This window comes from Halocynthiibacter styelae (assembly GCF_016123485.1).
GTDB lineage: Bacteria > Pseudomonadota > Alphaproteobacteria > Rhodobacterales > Rhodobacteraceae > Halocynthiibacter > Halocynthiibacter styelae.
This window is the reverse complement of record NZ_JADCKQ010000010.1, coordinates 117,278-137,868: the sequence shown is the minus strand read 5'-3', so window position 1 is coordinate 137,868 and position 20,591 is coordinate 117,278. Positions and strand designations below refer to the sequence as shown.

Here is a 20,591-nt window from a genome sequence, read left to right as displayed (position 1 = left end):
TGAGTCCTGTGAAGAATGAGAATTTGCGCGCAGTATAGGGGAAATCCGGCAGAGCTGACAGCGCAAAAAACAACCGCCTTGCAGATCAACTGTCGTAATTGCAGCGTTCCCAGGGGCCATAAAACATCAGCGTATGCCCAGGCATAGCATCAATCAGCATGGCAGCTTCACCTTCGCGGGGAATCAGGCCAAAACTGTGCCCATAAAATTCACAGGAAAACGGCTGCACCCTTATGGCCGTTCTCTTTACAGCTTCCAGTTTCTTCAGCATGGCTTCAATCTGTCCCGCAGGTACCCCCTTACACCCACCTTTTCTCAGGTCGAGATCCACAACATCTGCAGCGATCATCTCCCCATTTTGATCAAACAGGTAACCCACGATAAAATCCCGTGCACCCCCCGCCTCAGAGGCCAGCTGTGAAGTGACCCAATAGCCATTTCCCTGCCGCGTTTGCCGGACGTGGTGTAAACGAAACCGGTCCGGAGCAAGGCAGATTGTGAAAACGTCATCGTCCCCTGATCCGCCGGAGTCCCGCGGCGGCTTCCCCGCGAACCATCGTTTGAAAATTGCTAACATCGCTCCACCGTACGCTGAACTTTCTTTCTGTTAGCATATAGCTGGCAGTCTTACACCTGATCGATCGCATCCCGGACCATCAACCCGGGAACCATAAACGGAACGAGGCCCGATAAAATACCGGGCGAAATAAGCTTCCTCACCGGGTTTTTCCACCCCGGTCTCATCCTCCGTATGGGCGGCGTCGCCATTTTATCAACGGCTGAACTTCCATACCAATCAGACAACGAAAAACCGGGCAGAGTTTCCTCTGCACCGGCAAAACCTGTATCTTCATCTTTCCCAAAATACTCCGGGGGAGTCCCGCAGGGACGGGGGCTGGCCCCCTCCCTTTTATTCTTTACAGGCCGCCTTAATCGCACGGATGTTTTCACCATATGGCGCAGGATCTGCAACGGAACCACCCTTGAACACCGCAGACCCGGCCACCAGAACATCCGCACCCGCCGCACGCACAAGCGGCGCAGTCTCAGGTGTCACGCCGCCGTCGATCTCGATATGGATCGGACGATCCCCGATCATGGATCGCAGTTCAGCCACTTTCTCAACGCAGCTGTGAATGAACTTCTGCCCGCCAAAGCCGGGGTTCACAGTCATCACACAGATCAGATCCACCATATCCAGCAAAGATGCCACCGCCGACGCAGGCGTTCCGGGGTTCAGCGCAATGCCAGCTTTCGCGCCGGCGCCACGAATGGCCTGCAGGGTACGATGCGTATGTGCGCCGGCTTCGACATGCACCGTGATGTAATCCGCACCAGATGCGGCAAACGCCTCGATATAAGGATCCGCAGGTGCGATCATCAGATGCACATCCATCACGGTTTTAATATGCGGACGAATGGCTTTGCAGGTGTCCGGGCCAAAGGTGATGTTTGGTACAAAATGCCCGTCCATCACATCAACATGGATCCAGTCAGCCCCCTGGGCCTCCACTGCCTGAATTTCCTGACCGAAATTCGCAAAGTCAGCGGAAAGAATCGACGGGGCGATCTTGAGGGAACGGTCAAAGGACATGGCGCAGGTCTCCTGAGGATAATTTCCCTCTCCATACACGATTCCCTCAATGAAGAAAGCCGCCTGCGTGAAATTCCGGATAAATTGACCAAATAGTCAGGAAGCCGTCATATACCGCGCAGCCAGCTTGCATTGTTTGCGCTGTCATGACATTTTCACGCTTTACGCCACCGCCTTGAAAGACAGCTGAATGCAGACCGAAGTGACAAGTAACACAAGTGAATTGCAGGCCTCCGCCGCAGGACTGCCGCAACTGCACGAACCCCGCAATCCCGGCACCGACCTGGATCTGGATCGCGTGATGGCGGTGCAAGTGAATACCTCAGCTGTGGAACGCCGCTGTGCCACCCTGCCCGGCCGTCGTTCCGTGAAAAAGGATCATCAGGCGGCGTGGCTGTTGAAAGCCGTGTCCATGATCGATCTGACCACCCTGTCTGGCGATGACACCGAAGGCCGCGTACGCCGCCTCTGCGCCAAGGCGCGTCAGCCGGTGGCAAAAGACACGCTGAATGAACTGGGCCTGCCGGATCTGAAAACCGGCGCGGTCTGCGTCTATCACGATATGATCGAAACCGCGGTGAAGGCACTGCATGGCACTGGTATTCCCGTGGCTGCGGTCTCTACCGGTTTCCCGGCCGGCCTGTCGCCCGTCCACCTGCGCGTGGCTGAGATTGAAGAAAGCGTCAAAGCCGGGGCTGAAGAGATCGACATCGTCATTTCCCGCCGTCACGTTCTGACCCAGAACTGGCAGGCGCTGTATGACGAAATGAAAGAATTCCGCCGTGCCTGTGGCGATGCCCATGTGAAAGCGATCCTTGCCACCGGCGAGTTAGGTTCCCTGCGCAATGTCGCCCGTGCCTCCATGATCTGCATGATGGCCGGTGCGGATTTCATCAAGACATCGACCGGTAAGGAAAGCGTCAACGCCACCCTGCCCGTCAGCCTTGTGATGATCCGGGCGATCCGGGATTACCATGAATGGACAGGCTACCGTGTGGGCTACAAGCCTGCGGGCGGCATTTCCAAAGCGAAAGACGCGATCACTTATCTGGCCCTGATCAAGGAAGAGCTCGGCGATCGCTGGTTGCAACCGGATCTGTTCCGCTTTGGCGCATCGTCGCTTCTGGGCGATATTGAACGCCAGCTTGAACACCACCTCACCGGCCGTTACTCCGCCGCCAACCGCCATGCCATCGGGTAACCAGTATGTCTGTTAGCGGGTACATATCTATCGCAGTAATCGGGGCCAGCATCGGCCTGACCTGGTGGCGACGCAAAACCTTGTCACGCGCCGTCTCGGGATTACCGCAGGAAGATCGCAACCTTGTTGCAGATCACCCCTGGTATACGCCCCCTCCTATCGACAGATGTAACGATACACTGACAGTCTACCGCAAACTCTACAACATCACGCGCTTGCCGCACTATCTTCTCTGGGCGCTGTTTATCACCTTCAACATCGCCTTTGTAATCTGGAAAACAAACTCATGACCATCGCAGAGATTTTCAAAACCATGGATTATGGCGCAGCCCCTGAGGGCAATAAAGAAGCCCTGACCTGGCTTGAGGCCAACAACCGCAGCTTCGGCCATTTCATCAATGGCACATTCACCAAAGCCAGCGCAGGTTTCAAAAGCCACAACCCGGCCAATGGCACCTTCCTCGCAGATCTGTCCAAAGGCAGCGCAGATGACGTCGACAGCGCCGTAAAAGCCGCGCGCAAAGCGCAGGCTTCCTGGGCCAAAACGTCCGGCCATGCGCGCGCAAAAGTGCTTTATGCCATCGCCCGCCTTGTGCAGAAACATGCCCGCATTTTGGCTGTGCTGGAAACCATGGACAACGGCAAACCGATCCGCGAAAGCCGTGACATCGACATTCCGCTTGTCGCGCGTCACTTCTATTACCACGCAGGCATGGCGCAACTGGCAGAAACCGAAATGCAGGGGCGTGAGGCCCTGGGCGTGTGTGGCCAGGTCATCCCCTGGAATTTCCCGCTGCTGATGCTGGCATGGAAAGTCGCACCTGCGCTGGCCATGGGCAACACCGTAGTTCTGAAACCTGCAGAATACACGTCGCTGACGGCGCTGTTCTTTGCTGAGATCTGCCAGCAGGCCGGCGTGCCTGCCGGTGTTGTCAACATCGTCACCGGCCATGGCGCCACGGGCGAAGCGATTGTCACGCATACCGACGTGAACAAGGTTGCCTTCACAGGTTCCACCGCTGTGGGGCGTCGCATTCGCGAACTCACCGCCGGGTCTGGCAAGGCGCTGACCCTGGAGCTTGGCGGCAAATCCCCCTACATCGTCTTTGATGATGCGGATATCGACAGCGCTGTCGAAGGCCTTGTGGATGCGATCTGGTTTAACCAGGGTCAGGTCTGTTGTGCCGGTTCCCGCCTGCTGGTGCAGGAAGGGATCGCAGAGGTATTCTATGCCAAACTGCGCGCCCGGATGGACAAGCTACGCATCGGTGATCCACTGGACAAATGCATTGATGTTGGCGCGATTGTTGATCAGCGACAGCTGGACCGGATCACATCGCTGGTCGATACCCATGGCAGCGAGGGCGACGTGCATCAGGCGAAATGCGATCTGCCGGAAGGCGGCTGTTACTACCCGCCAACTCTGATCACCGGCCTGCATGCGGCAGCCACCCTGATGCAGGAAGAAATCTTCGGCCCTGTGCTGGTCGGCACCACCTTCCGCACCCCGGCGGAAGCTGTCGAAGTCGCCAATAACACCCGCTACGGTCTGGCCGCGTCTGTCTGGACTGAAAACGTAAACCTCGCGCTCGACATCGCGCCCAAGCTGAAAGCAGGCGTGGTCTGGACCAACGCGACCAACCTGTTTGATGCCGCCGCCGGTTTTGGTGGTGTACGCGAAAGTGGCTTTGGCCGTGAAGGCGGCTGGGAAGGTCTGGCGGCCTATACGAAACCTGCAACTGCTGTGAAAAAGCTGGCCCCAATCGCGCCATATGCGCCGGGCACAGCGAATGCTGCCGACACAATTGATCGCACTGCTAAGATGTATATCGGTGGCAAACAGGCGCGTCCGGATGCGGGCCAATCTCAGGCGATCTGGTCGCCGAAGGGCAAGCTGCTGGGCCACGTTGGCATTGGCAGCCGCAAGGACATCCGCAACGCTGTGGAAGCCGCCGCGAAAGCGCGTTCCACCTGGGGCAAGACATCAGGTCATCTGCGCGCGCAGATCCTGTATTATGTCGGTGAAAATCTGTCGGCCCGTGCGGATGAATTTGCAGCCCGCCTGGACGCCATGTCCGGCAAGAAAACCGGCGCAGCGGAAGTCGAAGCCTCTGTCAGCGCACTGTTCACTGCTGCGGCCTGGGCGGACAAATACGATGGTCAGGCCCATGGCGTGCCGATCCGTGGTGTCGCACTTGCGATGAAAGAAGCCGTGGGCACCATCGGCATGCTCTGCACGGATGATGCGCCGCTGCTGGGTCTTGTGACATCCGTGACCGCAGCCATGGCCATGGGGAACGCTTCCGTCGCGGTGGCCTCACACGCCTTCCCGCTTGCGGCGACGGATTTCTACCAGGTGCTGGAAACCTCTGACGTGCCCGCAGGTGTTGTGAACATCATCACCGGTGATCACGCGGAACTCGCCAAAACCTTAGCGGATCACCTGGATGTGGATGCCGTCTGGAGCTTCTCTTCCTCCGATATTTCCGCCGATATCGAGGCCCGTTCCGCAGGCAACCTGAAACGCACCTGGGTCAACAATGGCCAGGCGCGCGACTGGAACGCCCCGGATATGCGCCCCTTCCTTGAGGCCGCAACAGAAGTGAAAAACATCTGGATTCCTTACGGCGAATAAGACCCGCAGACAGTCAAACAAAAGCCCCGCCGGATCACATATCCGGCGGGGCTTTTATGTTTTGAAACTCTGATCCGTTAAACTCGGGGCTTACCGCGCCAGGTGTTGATCCAGGCCATAAAGCGCCCCCAGACACCCTGCGCCCGGTCCTGTGCCGCGTCCACATGTTCGTCAATCGCATTCAGTGTCGGATCAAGGTTGCGTTCCCGGAACTGCCGCCAGGCGGCGCGCAGGAACAGCCAGCCGATGATCAGGAAGCTGAAGAAAAAGACGTTAAACCAGGGGATCACCCGCACATCAGGCCCGGCTACCGGTTTGATTGACACAGCATTCGGGAAAACCGTCAGCAATTTGTTGCGCCAGCCGTAATGGGTGATCACAGCCCATTGTTCCTGCCCGCCAGACGCAGCAAGCGCCGCAGATTCCGCCTGCAGGTTAGAACTGTCGAACTTAAAATACGGCGGCCAGATCCAGCCGGTATCCTCGTTCCGGTAAACCATGACTTCTTCACTTTCACGACGGAAGAATCCCCAGATCCAGGTCTTGCGGCGCACAGTGTTGATCAGGCGCATATCACGGTTCGTGCCTTCCACATTGCCACTGTCAGCCTGAGCGTAGAACATGCGGTTATACCAGGAAAAATCCTGACGAATGATCTCGGTTGAGGTGACGCGCACCACATCATGTTGCGGCAGCACATAGTGGAAAAACCCGCCCATGATGATGATCAGAAGGACTTTCAGTCCGAATTTAATTCTCTGCAGCATTGGTCCCTCAGTTCGTATTCGTCACAAAGAAGGCCGTGATCACAAAGACCACCGGCACAACATAAATCAGCAATATCAGCTTCTTGCGAAAGCCGTTTTCATAAGACGCCATACCCGCATCCAGATGCGCCTGACGTGCGGCATCATCCCCCTGCGGATCGGCGTCCCATTCTTTTTCCAGGCGTTCCAGCCGCACAGAGCGCGAATACCAGGACACCAGCCAATAGGCGACCGTCATCCCGAGGAAGCCAAAGATAATCAGACGTATTAAACCCATTTCAGCCTCCTTTTATACTGCGCCGCCCCATGGCCCGGTGAACCGCTGCACCTGTTTCGGTGTCTCCCCTTCCATCGGGGTTTCACCGCCAAACAGGGCTGCACGGGCACCGGCCTTATCTACCATATAATCACGCGCAAGGAATTCCGCCACATATCCTTTCTTGGCATCGGGCCAGGACATGTAATCGCGGTAAAACCGTTCCTTGTGACAGATGAACAGCTGACGGATGTCTTTGGGTGACAGTTCCGCAAGCAACATATTCACCAGATCCTTATCCGCATGATTGCGCGCACGCAGGGTGTAGAAATAGGCCGGGTGTTCCGATGTGATCTTCGGCCATTTCCCCGCGCCATTCGCCCAGCGCAAAAGGTCCGCCAGCCCGTGGAATTCCTGCGGCAGGTCGCGCCCGTATCGCCGAGCTAAGGCCCGGATGTCGCGACGTGTTGCACCAGACAGGTCTTCGCCTGCATCTGCGGCCACATCGACAACGATGAAATCCATCTTCTGCTGCAGGATCGCCGCCGCATCCACACCTCGCGCCTTCACAATTGGTTCCACCAGATCGTTATACTCAAGAAATTTCGCAACCTGATTTCTGTTATCAAAATCAAACACATGTTTGATCGGAAGCTTATTGCCAAGCGGTTCCTTATCTTCCCGTGAAATCAGCGCCGGGTGATCCATGTTCTGGAACAGATAGACACCGCCAAAATGGGCACTCCAGAAGTTTTCCTGCTTAAACATTGGCGTTTTCAGGGCGATCGGCTGGCGCGTCACATCGCCGGTTTTCTTCGCCAGCGTAATCATATCCGCGATCAGCACATCATCAAGCCAGCCGTCATCTTCATTGCGGAAACGGTTGATCATGCCTTCAAGGCGGTTCGCGTCAGACACATGCGCTTCGGTCGTGTCGGCCTCAATCGTGATCTGGCGGATGTCAAACAGCGCCAGCGGATCATCGACGGCATAGACGGAATTCAACAACTCCCCCGCCACCGCATCCCGTGTGGTCAGGGCAAACAGCTGGCTTTCATTGCGTTCAATAAACTGCCGCAAAATCCCGCGCGAGGTCGAGAACTGCGCATTCAAGAGCGGCGCAGTTTTCTGGTCTGTGGTCAGCAGAATAAACTGCCGGTTACAGCCCCCGTGGTTCATATAAAGATGATCGCCCAGCTCATCCCCGATCTCGGGGGAATAACCGGAAATATCAATGTGGAAATCCGTGAGGCTTGTGGTCTTCCCCGTCAGACTTTCGAGCGCCCGATTGTATCGCGCGACCAGAGCAGGCGAGGAGACCTCAATCAGATTGCCAAACATCAGACCATGTTGGATGAGACGTTTCATTTATCTTCCTTCAACAACTGAGCATCACGAATATCTTTTTTTAGGCGATTCCACTCTTTTTTGAGATATTCCCGCCCAGCTCTAGCAACTGCGTCCGAAGCATCGGCCTTATCAGTCTCAGGGCATTGGGTAGCGCTATGCATTGCTGCCCCTAGAGAATTCGCCAGATCTTCTTCAGTATTCAAGCTCATTCCAATCTTAAAATAGAGCCAAGAAATCTTCTTGTCGACGACACCTCCACTTCTAACGAAACTCAGGTGTGTGAACTCAGAAATATCGTCTCGCATTTGATTTATCCAAGCTTGCCGAAACTGAGCAATTTGGAGTTCAGACTGGACTTTTCTATTTGTTTCTTCTCGTTTTTCGGCGGAAACATTTGCTAAATATGTTCCTAAGACAGCCAACACAAAAACTATAAGTAAAGTACCTAACGCGATTGTCAGATTTTGATATTTTCCGATAAATTCATCCAGATCGTCCGGGTGAACCCCATACCACCACAATACGGAAGTCACCATGAGTACCGGAACAACAAGCCAAACTGATAAAGTTCGGTACACTCCGATTATCACCTTCATATTATTTTCCGATCAACACAAAGGTTCGCGCCCGGCACCGAGGGTGGGCGTATTTCACGCCCGCCCTGGGGGGCGGGGTCGGGCGTGAACCGGGCTTGCAGCCCGGAAGGGACAGAGCGAAATGCGATCACCCTTTCCCCTCCAGATAGCGCCGCTTCGCCTCTTCCATCCGGCCCATCTCGCGCACGGCGTTGTCAATCGCCATTTCATCCGACTTATCGGCATAGCGGAATTCACTGTCGGCGTAGCGGTTGATTTCCTGGATCACCATCTCCACCGTGATCGGTTGGCGCATGTCATTGATCATCGCAAGCTTGGCCGCGTAGTCTTTGAACAGGAAGAGTTCCGGGTTTTCCATCCATTCATCCGGCAGTTCAAAATCCATCGCCCGGACTTTCACCGCATCCGTGATGTTCTTGATCGCACGGCCCGTGAAACGTTCATCCGCCTGCTGGATCGCCTTCAGATAGGTGCCGAGCTTGGCGATAGTATCCAGCGCGCCTACTTCCGAGTTGACCTTGTCAAAGACATTCAGCAGCCCCGCCTCATGCGGGCGGGCATGGCCTTCAAAGCTGGCGGCAACGGCTTTTTTGATTTCCTGGGCCGAGAACAGCTCATGGTCGCCCACCGGAATATCATGGTTCTTACCCATCAGGAGCGACAGGATATCAATGTAATCTTCCCGCGTCTGCGGCCCATCCACAAGGAAGCGCGCCCCCGCCCGTTGACGCAGCGCATCATCTACGTTTTCCGGGTAGTTCGAGAACATGCCAAAGGTGCAGTTCCCCCGCACAACCGTATTGGCACCGGCGAAACTTTCCATCAAAACAGCGGTGATTTCCAGCTGGCCTGCGGAAGATTGACGATCGCCGCGTTTGCCTGCCAGCTGGTCAATGTCATCAATCGTGCCGAAGCCGATGACATTCGGGTCCAGCACATTGTTGATAAAGGCCTTGGCGTTCTGGCCGGATTTACCCTGATAGCTGTCGATATTATCGGTCGACAGGTTCTGATAGCGGAAGGGATAGCCCGCGACCTGACAGTAATCATTGATCAGCCCGGCCATCATCTGGATCAGCGTGGTTTTACCCGTGCCCGGCTTGCCATCACCCATAAAGGTAAAGATGAAACCGCCCAGTTCGGCAAACGGATTAAGCTTGCGTTCAAAGTCATAGGCCATGACCATTTTCGCCAGTTTCATAGCCTGATATTTCGCGATGTGGTTGCCGACGACCTCATTGGGTTTTTTGAAGTTCATGGTCAACTTGCTGCCCTTGGCGGCACGCGCCGGGGTGAAACCCGCGATAGTCAGATCATCTGCTTCGACCTTCCAGGACGCATTGTGAAACGCCTCAAGCCGCCCGGCATTTTGTGCGCGCAGGCTGACCTTTTCCATCAACTTTTCACAGAAAGACATGATCGTGGCGACAAGCTTTTCTTCTTCCGCCAGCGCCGACAATTCCTGGTCCAGCTCCCACAACGCACCATGCAGGGCAAGCTGGCCATTGTCCGTCAGAACTTCCTCAACCTCACCAATATCGGCGGTGACCTCTGTCGCATGTGAGGCCAGCAAAAAGGATGCGGCATTGGCAAATACGGACAGGGTGACAAGGGCCTCTGCCGTCAGAAGTTCGCTAAACGCCGCCTTGCGATCATCGCCCAAAACACCTTGCAGATTGTCACGCTTCATGGCCGCAAGTTCGGTCGCCTCACCAAAGTTTTCTGCCACGGCCAATGCAATCGAAATCGCCCGGCGCAGGTCGTTCAACACGGTCGCTTCCAGCGGTGAGGTCAGTGGATCATCCCCCCCCAGGCCTTCAATGCGCGCAATCAGCTGCACGCCTTCAGGTCGCGCTGTGGATCGCGTCACAAGGCCGGGCGTCGTCGACCGGAACCGCCTGCGTGTCGGAATACCGGATGACCCACCCGCAACAGGTGCAGCTTCACGCCCCTTGCCAATCCGCGGCGTGTGATCAATCCCTGCCAGCATGTTCCCGGCAGCATCATAATGTTTGCGAATATCGTCTTCACGCAGTTCCATCTGATCGGATGAATGGCTCATAACTCTTCCCTCTTAATTGCAGCGCCCCCTTTCATCTTGCGAAAAATACTCCCGCCGGAGGCATTAAATTCTCTGCGTCAGGTTCAGCGATAGCGCAGCACACGCCCTTTCCCGCTGACGACAAATTTCTCAACATTGGCAAAGCCGGCAGGCCGCATGTCATCCAGCACCTGGAAGGGGCGTTCCGGCATGATGATCGCGCGTTTCGTGCGGGTGGCACCGGTATCAACGCCCTTGCCGCTGAACGGATCCAGCTTAAACACTTCGCGATCCACCGTGGAAAACCAGCCGGATTTCTCCTGCAGGACTTTCTCGCTTTCCAGATCCTCAACCGTCCAGGCCAGCGCCCAGTCATCGCCCACAGGCGCGCGCGCTTTTTCCAGCACCTCGCGGATCGGGCCGCGCTGGAGGGTGAAGGCAGAGGAATACATCGGACCAATGTGGATACGGCGCAGGCGTTTGGGATGCAGATCGTCGAAATCCTCATCAAACCCTTTGGCAATCGTCACCAGTTTCAACCCGTTGATCGCCTGGGCCATCAGGTGATGTTGCACACCAGGCCAGCGGCGGCTGTCTTTGGGCAGGGCCGTGCGGCCGCTGTCTTCAAGCGTCATCAGATAGATCACCGGCAGGTTCACCTGATTGTCCCAGGTCGCCCAATGCACAAGAAATTCCCGGCGGTCTTCCCCGATGTTCCCCTGCCAGAGCGCTTCGGGGTCGTTGGACGCCCAGAAGAGTTCCCCTTTCAGAAGCTCTTCATAATAAAGCCTTTGTGACAGGGCGAATTGCAGTTTTGTCGGGATAGACAGATCACCGACAATCTGGCGCACCATATCGTCTTTCAGGGCTTCCGTTGAGGGCATATTGCGCAAATGGCTTTCGGCCTGGCTGGCGTCATTGGCCATGCGCAGAAGCTCCGCAAGCACCGGAAAACCGCTTTCGTTGCGGTCAATCGTCATCTCACCCGCGCCCATGCCCTGCATTCGGCCCGTCATCAGATATTTCGTCGCCAGCGCCTGGAATGTATAAGACAGCCCGGACAGATAGCGGGTCAGCACGGCCATTTCCGCTTTGGAATATTCCCGTTCCTGCTGCATCACCGCCGCCACCCGTGTCAGATGGCGGGTGATCCGCTGAAATTTCGCAAAATACCGCCGCGCCAGCCGCCCGTCCGAGAGGTCACTGTGATCGCGGGTGAGGTTAACTTCGGTCATTGAACGCCCTGCCGAGTGTCAAAAATAGCGCCTTTGTAAGACTGGTAAGTAAGAGTATATAATCCCAGAGCCAGACACAGAGTATAGTAACTACCGCTACCCCTGCCAAAGGCAACGCCCAATGTCCCGCGGGATCAAAGCCAAGCTTTCGCAGTCCGACATAAAGGAGCAGGCCCGCGAAGGTCACAAGGCCTGCTTTTAGTTGCCAATTCATCCGCCGTAGAGGTTCTTATCGTGCTTCTCGACGATCTTCTCAAAGCGGCGGGCAAAACGTTCGTCTGACTTGGCTTTCGCCTCCAGCACCTCACGGGCAAAGACCATGTGGTCTTCGTGTTTCTCCATCATTTCAGCCATACGCTGATTGGTGGCGGACCCGATGGCGGCCATGGCAGTTTGGGCTTTCTGGTCTGTTTCCACGCCGATCTCGTTGATCTGGTGGGCAACATCCTGTTGCTGCGCGGTTTTCAGAGAGCTGGTCAGCGCATCATACAGCACCACGCGTTGCTTGGTGTCTGTCTGCAGTTTGTTGATCAGCACCATCTGCGTCGCGGCCTGGTTCTGCAGGGAATCGACCCAGGTTTTGCCTTTCTCGATATAGCGTTCCAGGGTCTGTGACTTGGCGATCTTCACCTGTTCCTGCTGAACCATCTCATTGTATTGTTCATTAAGACGGGCCAGTTCGGATTCCAGTTTCGTGCGCGCAGCAGCGTCCTGTTCCACGGAAATCTTGTTTTCCAGTTCAATGATCTTCGGATCCATGCCCTGAATTTCAGCTTTCAGCGTTTCAAGTTCACCCACAACCATTTCGCGTTCATCCAGCGTGCCTTCAAGGTTACCGGAGACTTTGGTTTTCTGTTCGTTCAGAACAGTCAGCTGGCCTTCCAGAAGCTGGACGATCACATCAGATTTGCTGATCAGATCCTGCAGTTTATCCTGCACAGAAGCTTCGCGCATACGTTCCTGACGCATGGCTTCGGATTTGCCCTTGGAGAAAATCCCAACGAAGGTTTCCCAGCCGGTCTTTGACCGCATCTCGTCAAATTCTTTGGAAAACCCAGCGGTGACATCATCAAGCCCCATGATGAGTTCCGCGATATTTGCGTTCATCAGGTCTGTGTGGGCGTGAACATCATCCAAAGATGCGTTTTCGATATCAATGTCGCTTTCCCCGGCTTTCATTTTCGCCCGGGCGGTTTCGATCCGGCTTGTGATCGCCTCGATCTGGGCCTGGGCCTCTGAAACCTGTTGCTGGCTTTGCTGAATCTGCGTGTTAAAATCGGCCATAGTGCTCCCTAATCCATTTACTACTGCACCCTATATAGGCGTGGTAACGGATTTTTGAAGATTTGGGCAGGGAAAATCGACAGAACAAGTCGGAAAATTGCAGGTTGCAAGGCGGGGGCCAGCCCCCGCACCCCCGGGATATTTACAGAACGAAAATGGCTGGAAGATTACAACCCAAGCACCGCTTTGGTGAGTGTGGACGTTTCATCCGCCAGCGCGTCAATCACATTGAAATGGTGCAGGTCCGGATCAATCACCAATTCACAACCCCAGGCATCCGCAAGCCATCTGGCCTGATCAAGGAAGGCCGGGCGCTCATCCCCGCCAACCCAACAGGTCACGGGGGTTTTGCGAGGGGCGGTTTCGCGCAGCGGGCTTTCGGCCCAGGCGCTGTCCGCGTCCATTGCGAAATCATCATTCATTGCGATGTCGACCAGAGGGCGCAGATCGGACAGCGGCGAAATTGGCGTGACCTTTACAAGGCGTTCCGCGACGTCCGGCGCAAGCGCCACATCGTGACACAACATCCGCGCCACGAGATGTCCACCGGCGGAATGCCCTGCCAGCGCAATTGGCCCTTTTGTCATGCCCGCGATATGATGCAGCGCCTTGCAGATTTCCTGCGTAATGCCCGCGATTGAGGCCTCCGGACAAAGCGTATAAGACGGCATCGCCACCGCCCAGCCCCGCGCCTGTGCACCTTTGGCAAGATGCGACCAGGATTTATTGTCAAACGCCCGCCAATAGCCGCCATGAATAAAGATCAGTGTACCGTCCGGGCGGCTTTCCGGCAGGAACAGATCAAACTGCTGCCGGGGCGCATCGCCATACGCCAGGTTCAGCCGCGCCCGCCCTGCGGTGTTTTCATGCATGCGCCAGTCATGGGCCATTTCTTCCCAGCGATCCGGGTAATCGGTTGCGCCTTCAATATAAGCACCGTTCGCATAAGCATCATCGTTGGACTGTATATCCGGCATGGCTGGCTCTACCCCTGTGGATTTGATCATATTATCTGGACAAGACTTAGGCTGCGTGCTTTGAAAGCGCAACTGTTCTGCATTCGGAGAGATATCATGTCCGCAACCAATCTGAAATCCCTGCTGAAAGACCCAAGCCTGTTGGAAACCCGCGCCTATATCAATGGTGAATGGGTCGAAACCGGTGCAACGTTTGACGTGAAAAATCCGGCGCGTGGCGATGTAATTGCCACCGTACAGGACGTCAGCCGCGCCCAGACCGAAGCCTGTATTGCAGATGCCGAAGCTGCGATGAAACCCTGGGCAGCCCTGACGGCCAAAGAACGGGCGAACACCCTGCGTCGCTGGTTTGAACTGATGATTGAGAATGCAGATGATCTTGCCGCGATCCTGACCGCTGAGATGGGCAAACCTCTGGCCGAAGCCAAGGGCGAGATCATGTATGGTGCGTCTTTTGTCGAATGGTTCGCGGAAGAAGCCAAACGGGTTTACGGTGAAACCATTCCGGGTCACCAGCCGGACAAACGCATCATGGTGCTGAAGCAGCCGATTGGTGTTGTCGGTTCTATCACGCCATGGAACTTCCCCAACGCGATGATCACCCGTAAAGCCGCCCCAGCGCTTGCGGCCGGTTGTACCTTTGTGGCGCGTCCCGCGACTGAAACCCCGCTGTCGGCCCTTGCAATGGCTGCCCTGGCGGAACGCGCGGGCATTCCTGCAGGTGTCTTCAACGTGATCCCGGCGACAGATGCAGCAGGCATCGGCCAGGAGTTCTGCGAAAACTTTGCCGTTCGCAAACTGACCTTCACCGGGTCTACCAATGTTGGCCGTATCCTGATGCGTCAGGCGGCAGATCAGGTGATGAAATGTTCTATGGAACTTGGTGGCAACGCGCCTTTCATCGTCTTTGATGATGCCGATCTCGATGCAGCCGTTGAAGGCGCGATGATCTGCAAGTTCCGCAACAACGGCCAGACCTGCGTCTGTGCAAACCGGATTTACGTCCAGGCCAGTGTCTATGATACTTTCGCTGAAAAACTGGCAGCCGCGGTTGCGAAACTGAACGTCGGCGACGGCATGGAAGACGGCATTACAACCGGCCCGCTGATCACCCCGGCCGCTGTGGCGAAAGTGGAAGAACACCTGGCAGACGCGACCTCAAAAGGCGCAACCCTGCTGTCCGGCGGCAAAGCACACGCATTGGGCGGCACCTTCTATGAGCCAACCATCGTCACAGACGTCACCCAGGAGATGCAGGTGGCAACCGATGAAACCTTCGGCCCGCTGGCACCGCTGTTCAAATTCGATGACGTCGATGACGTGATCGCAATGGCGAATGACACGATCTACGGGCTGGCAAGCTATTTCTACGCCAAAGACCTGTCGCGCGTTTACAAAGTCGCAGAAGCCCTGGAATACGGCATGGTCGGTGTGAATACCGGCGTGATTTCCACAGAGGTAGCCCCTTTCGGCGGCGTCAAACAATCCGGCCTTGGTCGCGAAGGGTCTCACCACGGCATCGAAGAATACCTTGAGATGAAATACATCTGCATGTCTGTGTAACAGATAGCAAATACAACGGGCTTCCTGCGCTTGCGAAGCCCGTTGCAACCGGCATGTTCCGATATCGTTTTCAACTGTTCGGCAGAACAACACAGATACCGAAACACCAGCCTTTCCTTCAATAGATCAGATGCTTGCGCCCAAAGGCATATCCTTCAGCGCCGTGCTTCATAGGTGTAACCGAAGTCCCGGCGTGCGCCTGTCGGGGGCGGTGGGAAGGGGCCTGCCCGGACGACATGATCGATGGCGGCCTGGTCAATTGTTGGGTTCCCGGACGACCGGCGAACCCGGATGCGCGATGGTGCGCCAGAGGCCTGAACATGAAAGCTGATCGTCACTTCACCCCGTGCCCGGGAACGGACCCGCCGCGTCCGCGATAGTTTTCGCCACACAAGCCCATCATAATTAGATGCTGCCGCATTTCCCGCTGCCTGCGCATTCCCGGATGCCTCCGAAGAAGCTTCCGTCGCCGTGGCTTCCTGCCGCCCATCCGCCTGACCACGGGTACTGTTCTGGCGGCTGTTGGATCCACGTGGTGCGCTGCGGGCTTGTTGTTGTTCCGGTTGACGGCGTTCGGACCGGTTCGGGCGACGCTGTGGACGCGGGGTGTCAGCGGCGGCTTCCTGCGCTGTCACATCCGGTTCTGCGGTAACGGTTTCGGCCGGTGCAGGGCTGACGGCCACATCTGCCGCAACCACGGCTGTAACGGTCACCTCCACCGGTATGGCAGTGGCCACAGGTTGCTGCACCTGCGGGGAAACACTGGCCATCTGAAGCGGCGGCGGCGACAGGACCGCGACTTCTGTCGCTTCCGGCATGTCCGGCTGAACCGGCTGGGCAATCCCCATCACCATATCTTCAAACCCGGAACCAAGACGGGCAAATTCAGCCGGTGCCCCTCCGGCAACCTGCACTTCTGAAGGGGCATAACCCAGACCAAACCCTGCAGCATGCAACGCAAATGAAATGCAGATAACACCGGTGGCCAAAGCAGAAGATCGTAACTTCATTGCAACCCTCTTTCGGTAACAAGCCAGATCTGTGTTGCCCCCGCCAGACGCAGCTGATCGGTCACCTTCAGCAAGGTCATCGCGGAAACGTCACGATCCGGGATAAGACGCAAAGCGATCTGCCCTTCTTCATTTTCATCGGTATCCGGCAGCTCTGACATATCGATATCTTCCGGCAGAACCACTGCGCCCCGCAACGACAGGTGACCATCTGCATGCAGGATCAGCGTATCCGGTGGCGGACGCCCCTCAAGGCCTTCCACATTCACAAGTTTCAGCTCATCATCCAGGGGCGGCGAAACCGTACCTGCGATGAGAAAGAAGATCAGCATCAGAAAGACCACATTGATCAGGGCAATTGTGGGTTCTGTCGCTTTGCGTTTCTGTCCGCCCCGCAACCTCATCGCAGCACCACCACCGATACATCCGACACCGCGCGCGAACGCGTCAGCGCATCAACAAACAGCTGGGCAGGCACGGTTTCTTCAATCGACAACAGCACAAGCGTTTCTGTCGCATCGCTGGTTTTTGCGTCAATGATCGCCCGGGTGATGTCGGCAAAATCCGTTGGAGCCCCATTCACCGAAAGCCCGTCCTCAGCAACGCGCAGAAAGATCGGGTTCTTCGGCGTCGCAGGTTCAGTGCGGGTTTCCCCTGTTGTGATCAGCGGGATTTCTGCAAATTTTGTGAAAGTAGACGTCAGCATAAAGAACAGCAAAAGCAGAAAGATGATATCAATGAGCGGCGTCATAGACAATGCCCGCCGCACAAACCCGGGGTTACGCCGCCGCATGGATCGGCTCTTTCGCCTGCTCCGCCGGACACAGCAGCATGTTCAGGGCTTTATCCGCAAAGACGCGTTCGCCTGCGACACGGCTTTCAAGCCAGGTCAGCAACAGCGCCGTTGGCATGGAAACAGCCAGGCCAACCGCCGTGGTCATCAGCGCCACCCAGATTCCGCCCGCCAGCAGTGATGGATCAACAGATGTACCAGCGCCCTGCAGGTTCTGAAAAGCTTCGATCATCCCCAGAACCGTGCCAAACAGCCCCAGAAGCGGCGCGGTCTGCGCGATGGTATCCAGCGGGCGGAACCCGGTTTCAAGCTGGGCCAGACGGTCTTCCACACGGGCCGCCAGGCGTTCAGCCAGGCGGGTTTTATCCGCAGTATCTGCCTCAAGAGTTTCACTGAAAACAAAGCTCAGATGGCTGCGGCTGCGCTGCATGCCCAACTGCAACCCGTGCATGTCGCCCCTGTCATATGCCATCAGCGCCGCCTCAAGACTGGCCCGGCGACCAACGCCAAAGCGACGGAACTGAATGATCTTGTAAAGCACCACCGCAAGCGACAGCACGGACATCACAAGCAGCAAAGCCACCACCGGGCCGCCCAGGGTGATAAAGCCGCGAATGGCATCAATTGTATACGTCAGCCAGGTCATCCCAGCACCTCATTTTCTGTTCGGCTTTGCAATTTCAGAGCATCGGCGCAGGCATTTGCATCCAGATCGCCCCCTACACATTGGTTCACCCCGTTGATCAGAATATTGCCCAGGCTTTCGCAACTGGCGCCCGCCAGATCAAACTGACGCACGCGCGGGCGGCCTGTGGGCAGGGCCTGAAAATCGAACAATGTCAGGGTCTGCACCGCCCCCTCTTTCGTAAAAAGCACGGTTTCCAGCACCAGACGGTCAAGGTCCGTTTCCAGCGTATTCTGCGCCAGGAAACTTAGACGACAGCCGCCTTCAACATTGGTCAGTGTATTGAGTTCAATTGAAACCTGAGGTTCCGGTGCGGATGTTTCCGCCCGCACCGGTCCCCCCATGATCGCCAGTCCGGCTGTTATCAATGCACCCGCCAGCTGAGGGAATTTGCGATCATGGGTTTTCATAGGTCTTTCCTTTTCGGATCAGAAGGTTTTGGTCAGAGACAGGTTGAAGGAACGGCCTTCATTGCTAACCGCAGTGGACTGCTGGTTGCTGCGATAGTTGCGATCAAAAATGTTGCTGATGCCAAAACGGAAAGCTGTATCCTCAAGAACACCGGATTCAGGCGACCACTTCACATAAACATCATGCACAGCATACCCACCGGTATCACCTTCGCGTTTTGCCGCTGTCATATCCCAGCCAAGTTCAACATTTGTTTCCGGCGCGCGCCAGCCAAGACCCAGGGCCAAAGTATCAGCTGGGAGATCATCAATCCGGACCATTGAACCGGTATCCAGATCGAGTTCTTCCCCATCAAGATACGTATAAGCTAAAGAACCGAACCAGGTTTCAGACGCCCAGGATGCTTCCAGCTCAAGGCCTTGAATATGTGATTCAGCAATATTCACATATGTAGCTTCGCCAGCTACGCCATCATTGTTACGCACGATCTGGTCCGTCATGTTGTTGCGGAAGATCACGCCTTTCAGGGCTAATTCATCACCGCCGACAATTGCATCGTTAAACTGCCAGCTTGCACCAAGTTCAAAATTGCGGCTGACTTCAGTATCCAGAGATCCGACCGCAGCCTGATTTGCCCCGCCAGATGTCGCACGTGTATCGTAAAGTTCGTCCACAACAGGCAGACGCTCGGTATAGGACGCAGAACCGAAGACCGCGAAACGGTCGTTAACTTTGTAATGCGCAGCGATTGTCCCGGCATAACCAGTATTACTGGTTTCCTCACCTGTTGTCAGATCCGCGTGTGGTGCTGTATCCTGGTGATCCAGGCGAAGGCCACCGATGAGAGTCAGACGGTCGTTGAAGACCATTTCATTTTGCGCATATGCGCTCAGCATTGTTGTTTCACCAGCCGGGTGGAAAGAACTTACTCCAGCAGAACGCACAACAACACGATCCTGAACTGAATAGGAAAGCCCAGTTGTCAGGTAGTTTTCAAACGAAGCCCCTGACCACTCAGACCGGTTTTCAATCTTCAGACCTGTTTCTTCGTATGCATAGTCTACATCAAAGGCGGGTGAAAAAAGATTCACATCTGTCATTCCCACAAAGCTATCAGCATAAGAAAGCTGAACATCCAGATCGATCAGGTTGTTCCCTGCCGGATTGTAATTGTAGCTTACATAGGCCGTGGTATCCTCAACATCGCGATCAATGGTGCCCCAGAACGTGCTGTTATCAATCGTATCGTAAACAATATCGTCGCCGAAGCCATCATAGTAAATATAGGCAGCTTCTACAGTGTGTTCGAGGTCTGTACCGAACCTGTAGCTGCCCTTCAGCATATAGTTTCGCTCACTTACATCGGTGCCCAGAAGTTCTTCACCGTCACCGTTTTCACTTGCGTCGGTTTCGTTGATGAAGACCCCCAGAAGCACATCAAGCCGTTCATCCGGTGAATAGGCAAAGAACGTAGATGATTCCGCCTGACCACCGTTGGAACCATACTGCAGACGCTGACGGATCGCGAAATCATCGTCACCTTCAAGGAAGTCAGCCGCGTCTTTGGTTTCAAGTGCAATCACACCCGCAATCGCACCGGATCCATACAGGGTAGATGATGACGGGCCACGCAGAACCTCGACGCTTTTGAAGAAACCCGGATCCGTGAACAAAGACCCCATCCGATATTGTTCATAGTATTTCCCGACGCCATCAATATTCACGATGATTTTCGGTTCATCGGAAGACGTTCCGGAACCAATCCCGCGAATGTTCAGGCTTTCGCCGAAGGGTGATTCAGAGCCAACAGTTGTGACGCCAGGGGCACGCTGCAGCACATCCCCAATGGTACCCAGTTCTGCCTCTTCAATATCTTCTTCGTTCAGAACAGTAACTGATTGCGGCACATCAATCGCGACACGCTCAGAACCGGCACCAAAGACCAGACGGCCCAGCATTGTGAAGAAACCCGGCTCTTCAGGTGTTTCCTGCGCCATGACAGGTGCCGCAAGTGTCGCGACCATAAGACCGGCAAGCGTGGTGGTCGCCAGCAGTCTGCGTTTTTGTGAAGCATGTCCGTGCATGTTCTTCCCCTCATCCATATTTTGCGTCGGGCTGGCATGCGTGATGCAGGCTGGCGTAGTGATCCCGTAGCCGGATGTTTCCCGGAGAAGTCGAAGGGTTCGATAATGA

General features: G+C 55.7%; 20 protein-coding genes. 4 read left to right on the top strand and 16 right to left on the bottom strand.

What is annotated here, in order from left to right:
- Nucleotides 1–85: 85 nt before the first annotated feature.
- The gene (locus H1D41_RS13605; RefSeq protein WP_228849421.1) at nucleotides 86–379 is read right to left on the bottom strand and encodes a hypothetical protein; all 294 of its coding nucleotides are present in this window, start codon (nucleotides 377–379) and stop codon (nucleotides 86–88) included.
- Between the two features lie 531 nt (nucleotides 380–910).
- Nucleotides 911–1,594, bottom strand: coding sequence for a ribulose-phosphate 3-epimerase (gene rpe / locus H1D41_RS13600; protein ID WP_228849420.1), 684 nt, complete (start codon nucleotides 1,592–1,594; stop codon nucleotides 911–913).
- 190 nt (nucleotides 1,595–1,784) lie between these two features.
- Between rpe and deoC the strand changes: the two genes are divergently transcribed.
- From deoC to H1D41_RS13585, 3 genes are read left to right on the top strand one after another with little or no spacing between them, the layout of a single operon-like run.
- Nucleotides 1,785–2,795, top strand: coding sequence for a deoxyribose-phosphate aldolase (deoC, locus tag H1D41_RS13595; RefSeq protein ID WP_228849419.1), 1,011 nt, complete (start codon nucleotides 1,785–1,787; stop codon nucleotides 2,793–2,795).
- Between the two features lie 5 nt (nucleotides 2,796–2,800).
- On the top strand, nucleotides 2,801–3,085 hold the full coding sequence (locus tag H1D41_RS13590; protein WP_228849418.1) for a hypothetical protein: 285 nt from the start codon (nucleotides 2,801–2,803) through the stop codon (nucleotides 3,083–3,085).
- Nucleotides 3,082–5,430: an aldehyde dehydrogenase family protein gene (locus H1D41_RS13585; RefSeq protein WP_228849417.1), complete on the top strand. Its 2,349-nt coding sequence runs from the start codon at nucleotides 3,082–3,084 to the stop codon at nucleotides 5,428–5,430. Before H1D41_RS13590 ends, H1D41_RS13585 begins: the two co-directional genes overlap by 4 nt.
- Before the next feature lie 77 nt (nucleotides 5,431–5,507).
- On the opposite strand, the gene H1D41_RS13580 is transcribed toward H1D41_RS13585, so the two are convergent.
- From H1D41_RS13580 to H1D41_RS13545, 8 genes are all read right to left on the bottom strand, one after another.
- Nucleotides 5,508–6,197 carry a DUF1523 family protein gene (locus tag H1D41_RS13580; RefSeq protein ID WP_228849416.1) on the bottom strand — a complete coding sequence of 230 codons (690 nt, stop codon included), beginning with the start codon at nucleotides 6,195–6,197 and terminating at the stop codon, nucleotides 5,508–5,510.
- Between the two features lie 7 nt (nucleotides 6,198–6,204).
- Entirely contained in the window at nucleotides 6,205–6,474 is a 270-nt protein-coding gene (locus H1D41_RS13575) for a hypothetical protein (protein ID WP_228849415.1), read from the bottom strand.
- Nucleotides 6,475–6,486: 12 nt separating this feature from the next.
- Nucleotides 6,487–7,821, bottom strand: a complete 1,335-nt coding sequence (locus tag H1D41_RS13570; protein WP_228849414.1) for a DUF6638 family protein — start codon at nucleotides 7,819–7,821, stop codon at nucleotides 6,487–6,489.
- A complete protein-coding gene (locus tag H1D41_RS13565; RefSeq protein ID WP_228849413.1) occupies nucleotides 7,818–8,399 on the bottom strand; it encodes a hypothetical protein in 582 nt (193 codons plus the stop codon). Before H1D41_RS13565 ends, H1D41_RS13570 begins: the two co-directional genes overlap by 4 nt.
- Before the next feature lie 127 nt (nucleotides 8,400–8,526).
- Nucleotides 8,527–10,461: an ATP-binding protein gene (locus H1D41_RS13560; protein ID WP_228849412.1), complete on the bottom strand. Its 1,935-nt coding sequence runs from the start codon at nucleotides 10,459–10,461 to the stop codon at nucleotides 8,527–8,529.
- Nucleotides 10,462–10,544: 83 nt separating this feature from the next.
- Nucleotides 10,545–11,675, bottom strand: coding sequence for a hypothetical protein (locus tag H1D41_RS13555; RefSeq protein ID WP_228849411.1), 1,131 nt, complete (start codon nucleotides 11,673–11,675; stop codon nucleotides 10,545–10,547).
- 210 nt (nucleotides 11,676–11,885) lie between these two features.
- Nucleotides 11,886–12,959 (bottom strand): hypothetical protein, encoded by a 1,074-nt coding sequence (locus H1D41_RS13550; RefSeq protein WP_228849410.1) that lies wholly within the window; start codon nucleotides 12,957–12,959, stop codon nucleotides 11,886–11,888.
- 167 nt (nucleotides 12,960–13,126) lie between these two features.
- The gene (locus H1D41_RS13545) at nucleotides 13,127–13,936 is read right to left on the bottom strand and encodes an alpha/beta hydrolase (protein ID WP_228849409.1); all 810 of its coding nucleotides are present in this window, start codon (nucleotides 13,934–13,936) and stop codon (nucleotides 13,127–13,129) included.
- A gap of 96 nt (nucleotides 13,937–14,032) precedes the next feature.
- Here H1D41_RS13545 and H1D41_RS13540 point away from each other — a divergent pair, with 96 nt between their 5' ends.
- Nucleotides 14,033–15,499, top strand: coding sequence for an NAD-dependent succinate-semialdehyde dehydrogenase (locus H1D41_RS13540; RefSeq protein WP_228849408.1), 1,467 nt, complete (start codon nucleotides 14,033–14,035; stop codon nucleotides 15,497–15,499).
- A 155-nt stretch (nucleotides 15,500–15,654) separates the two neighbouring features.
- Here H1D41_RS13540 and H1D41_RS13535 read toward each other — a convergent pair whose 3' ends face one another.
- Genes H1D41_RS13535 through H1D41_RS13510 form a run of 6 tightly spaced genes read right to left on the bottom strand, consistent with a single transcriptional unit; the run spans nucleotide 15,655 to nucleotide 20,482 of the window.
- A complete protein-coding gene (locus H1D41_RS13535) occupies nucleotides 15,655–16,509 on the bottom strand; it encodes an energy transducer TonB (RefSeq protein ID WP_228849407.1) in 855 nt (284 codons plus the stop codon).
- Nucleotides 16,506–16,913 (bottom strand): ExbD/TolR family protein, encoded by a 408-nt coding sequence (locus H1D41_RS13530; RefSeq protein ID WP_228849406.1) that lies wholly within the window; start codon nucleotides 16,911–16,913, stop codon nucleotides 16,506–16,508. Before H1D41_RS13530 ends, H1D41_RS13535 begins: the two co-directional genes overlap by 4 nt.
- Nucleotides 16,910–17,260 carry a biopolymer transporter ExbD gene (locus H1D41_RS13525; protein WP_228849405.1) on the bottom strand — a complete coding sequence of 117 codons (351 nt, stop codon included), beginning with the start codon at nucleotides 17,258–17,260 and terminating at the stop codon, nucleotides 16,910–16,912. Before H1D41_RS13525 ends, H1D41_RS13530 begins: the two co-directional genes overlap by 4 nt.
- 28 nt (nucleotides 17,261–17,288) lie before the next feature.
- Entirely contained in the window at nucleotides 17,289–17,948 is a 660-nt protein-coding gene (locus H1D41_RS13520; RefSeq protein ID WP_228849404.1) for a MotA/TolQ/ExbB proton channel family protein, read from the bottom strand.
- On the bottom strand, nucleotides 17,945–18,397 hold the full coding sequence (locus tag H1D41_RS13515) for a hypothetical protein (protein ID WP_228849403.1): 453 nt from the start codon (nucleotides 18,395–18,397) through the stop codon (nucleotides 17,945–17,947). Before H1D41_RS13515 ends, H1D41_RS13520 begins: the two co-directional genes overlap by 4 nt.
- Before the next feature lie 18 nt (nucleotides 18,398–18,415).
- The gene (locus H1D41_RS13510; protein ID WP_228849402.1) at nucleotides 18,416–20,482 is read right to left on the bottom strand and encodes a TonB-dependent receptor domain-containing protein; all 2,067 of its coding nucleotides are present in this window, start codon (nucleotides 20,480–20,482) and stop codon (nucleotides 18,416–18,418) included.
- Nucleotides 20,483–20,591: the final 109 nt, after the last annotated feature.

Coding starts and splice junctions, on each gene's coding strand:
- H1D41_RS13540 (WP_228849408.1), top strand. CDS start 14,033: ATGTCCGCAACCAATCTGAAATCCCTGCTGAAAGACCCAAGCCTGTTG.
- H1D41_RS13555 (WP_228849411.1), bottom strand. CDS start 11,675: ATGACCGAAGTTAACCTCACCCGCGATCACAGTGACCTCTCGGACGGG.
- H1D41_RS13515 (WP_228849403.1), bottom strand. CDS start 18,397: ATGAAAACCCATGATCGCAAATTCCCTCAGCTGGCGGGTGCATTGATA.
- rpe (WP_228849420.1), bottom strand. CDS start 1,594: ATGTCCTTTGACCGTTCCCTCAAGATCGCCCCGTCGATTCTTTCCGCT.
- H1D41_RS13590 (WP_228849418.1), top strand. CDS start 2,801: ATGTCTGTTAGCGGGTACATATCTATCGCAGTAATCGGGGCCAGCATC.
- H1D41_RS13520 (WP_228849404.1), bottom strand. CDS start 17,948: ATGACCTGGCTGACGTATACAATTGATGCCATTCGCGGCTTTATCACC.
- H1D41_RS13510 (WP_228849402.1), bottom strand. CDS start 20,482: ATGCACGGACATGCTTCACAAAAACGCAGACTGCTGGCGACCACCACG.
- H1D41_RS13550 (WP_228849410.1), bottom strand. CDS start 12,959: ATGGCCGATTTTAACACGCAGATTCAGCAAAGCCAGCAACAGGTTTCA.
- H1D41_RS13585 (WP_228849417.1), top strand. CDS start 3,082: ATGACCATCGCAGAGATTTTCAAAACCATGGATTATGGCGCAGCCCCT.
- H1D41_RS13575 (WP_228849415.1), bottom strand. CDS start 6,474: ATGGGTTTAATACGTCTGATTATCTTTGGCTTCCTCGGGATGACGGTC.
- H1D41_RS13545 (WP_228849409.1), bottom strand. CDS start 13,936: ATGCCGGATATACAGTCCAACGATGATGCTTATGCGAACGGTGCTTAT.
- H1D41_RS13580 (WP_228849416.1), bottom strand. CDS start 6,197: ATGCTGCAGAGAATTAAATTCGGACTGAAAGTCCTTCTGATCATCATC.
- H1D41_RS13560 (WP_228849412.1), bottom strand. CDS start 10,461: ATGAGCCATTCATCCGATCAGATGGAACTGCGTGAAGACGATATTCGC.
- H1D41_RS13565 (WP_228849413.1), bottom strand. CDS start 8,399: ATGAAGGTGATAATCGGAGTGTACCGAACTTTATCAGTTTGGCTTGTT.
- H1D41_RS13570 (WP_228849414.1), bottom strand. CDS start 7,821: ATGAAACGTCTCATCCAACATGGTCTGATGTTTGGCAATCTGATTGAG.
- H1D41_RS13525 (WP_228849405.1), bottom strand. CDS start 17,260: ATGACGCCGCTCATTGATATCATCTTTCTGCTTTTGCTGTTCTTTATG.
- H1D41_RS13535 (WP_228849407.1), bottom strand. CDS start 16,509: ATGAAGTTACGATCTTCTGCTTTGGCCACCGGTGTTATCTGCATTTCA.
- H1D41_RS13530 (WP_228849406.1), bottom strand. CDS start 16,913: ATGAGGTTGCGGGGCGGACAGAAACGCAAAGCGACAGAACCCACAATT.
- deoC (WP_228849419.1), top strand. CDS start 1,785: ATGCAGACCGAAGTGACAAGTAACACAAGTGAATTGCAGGCCTCCGCC.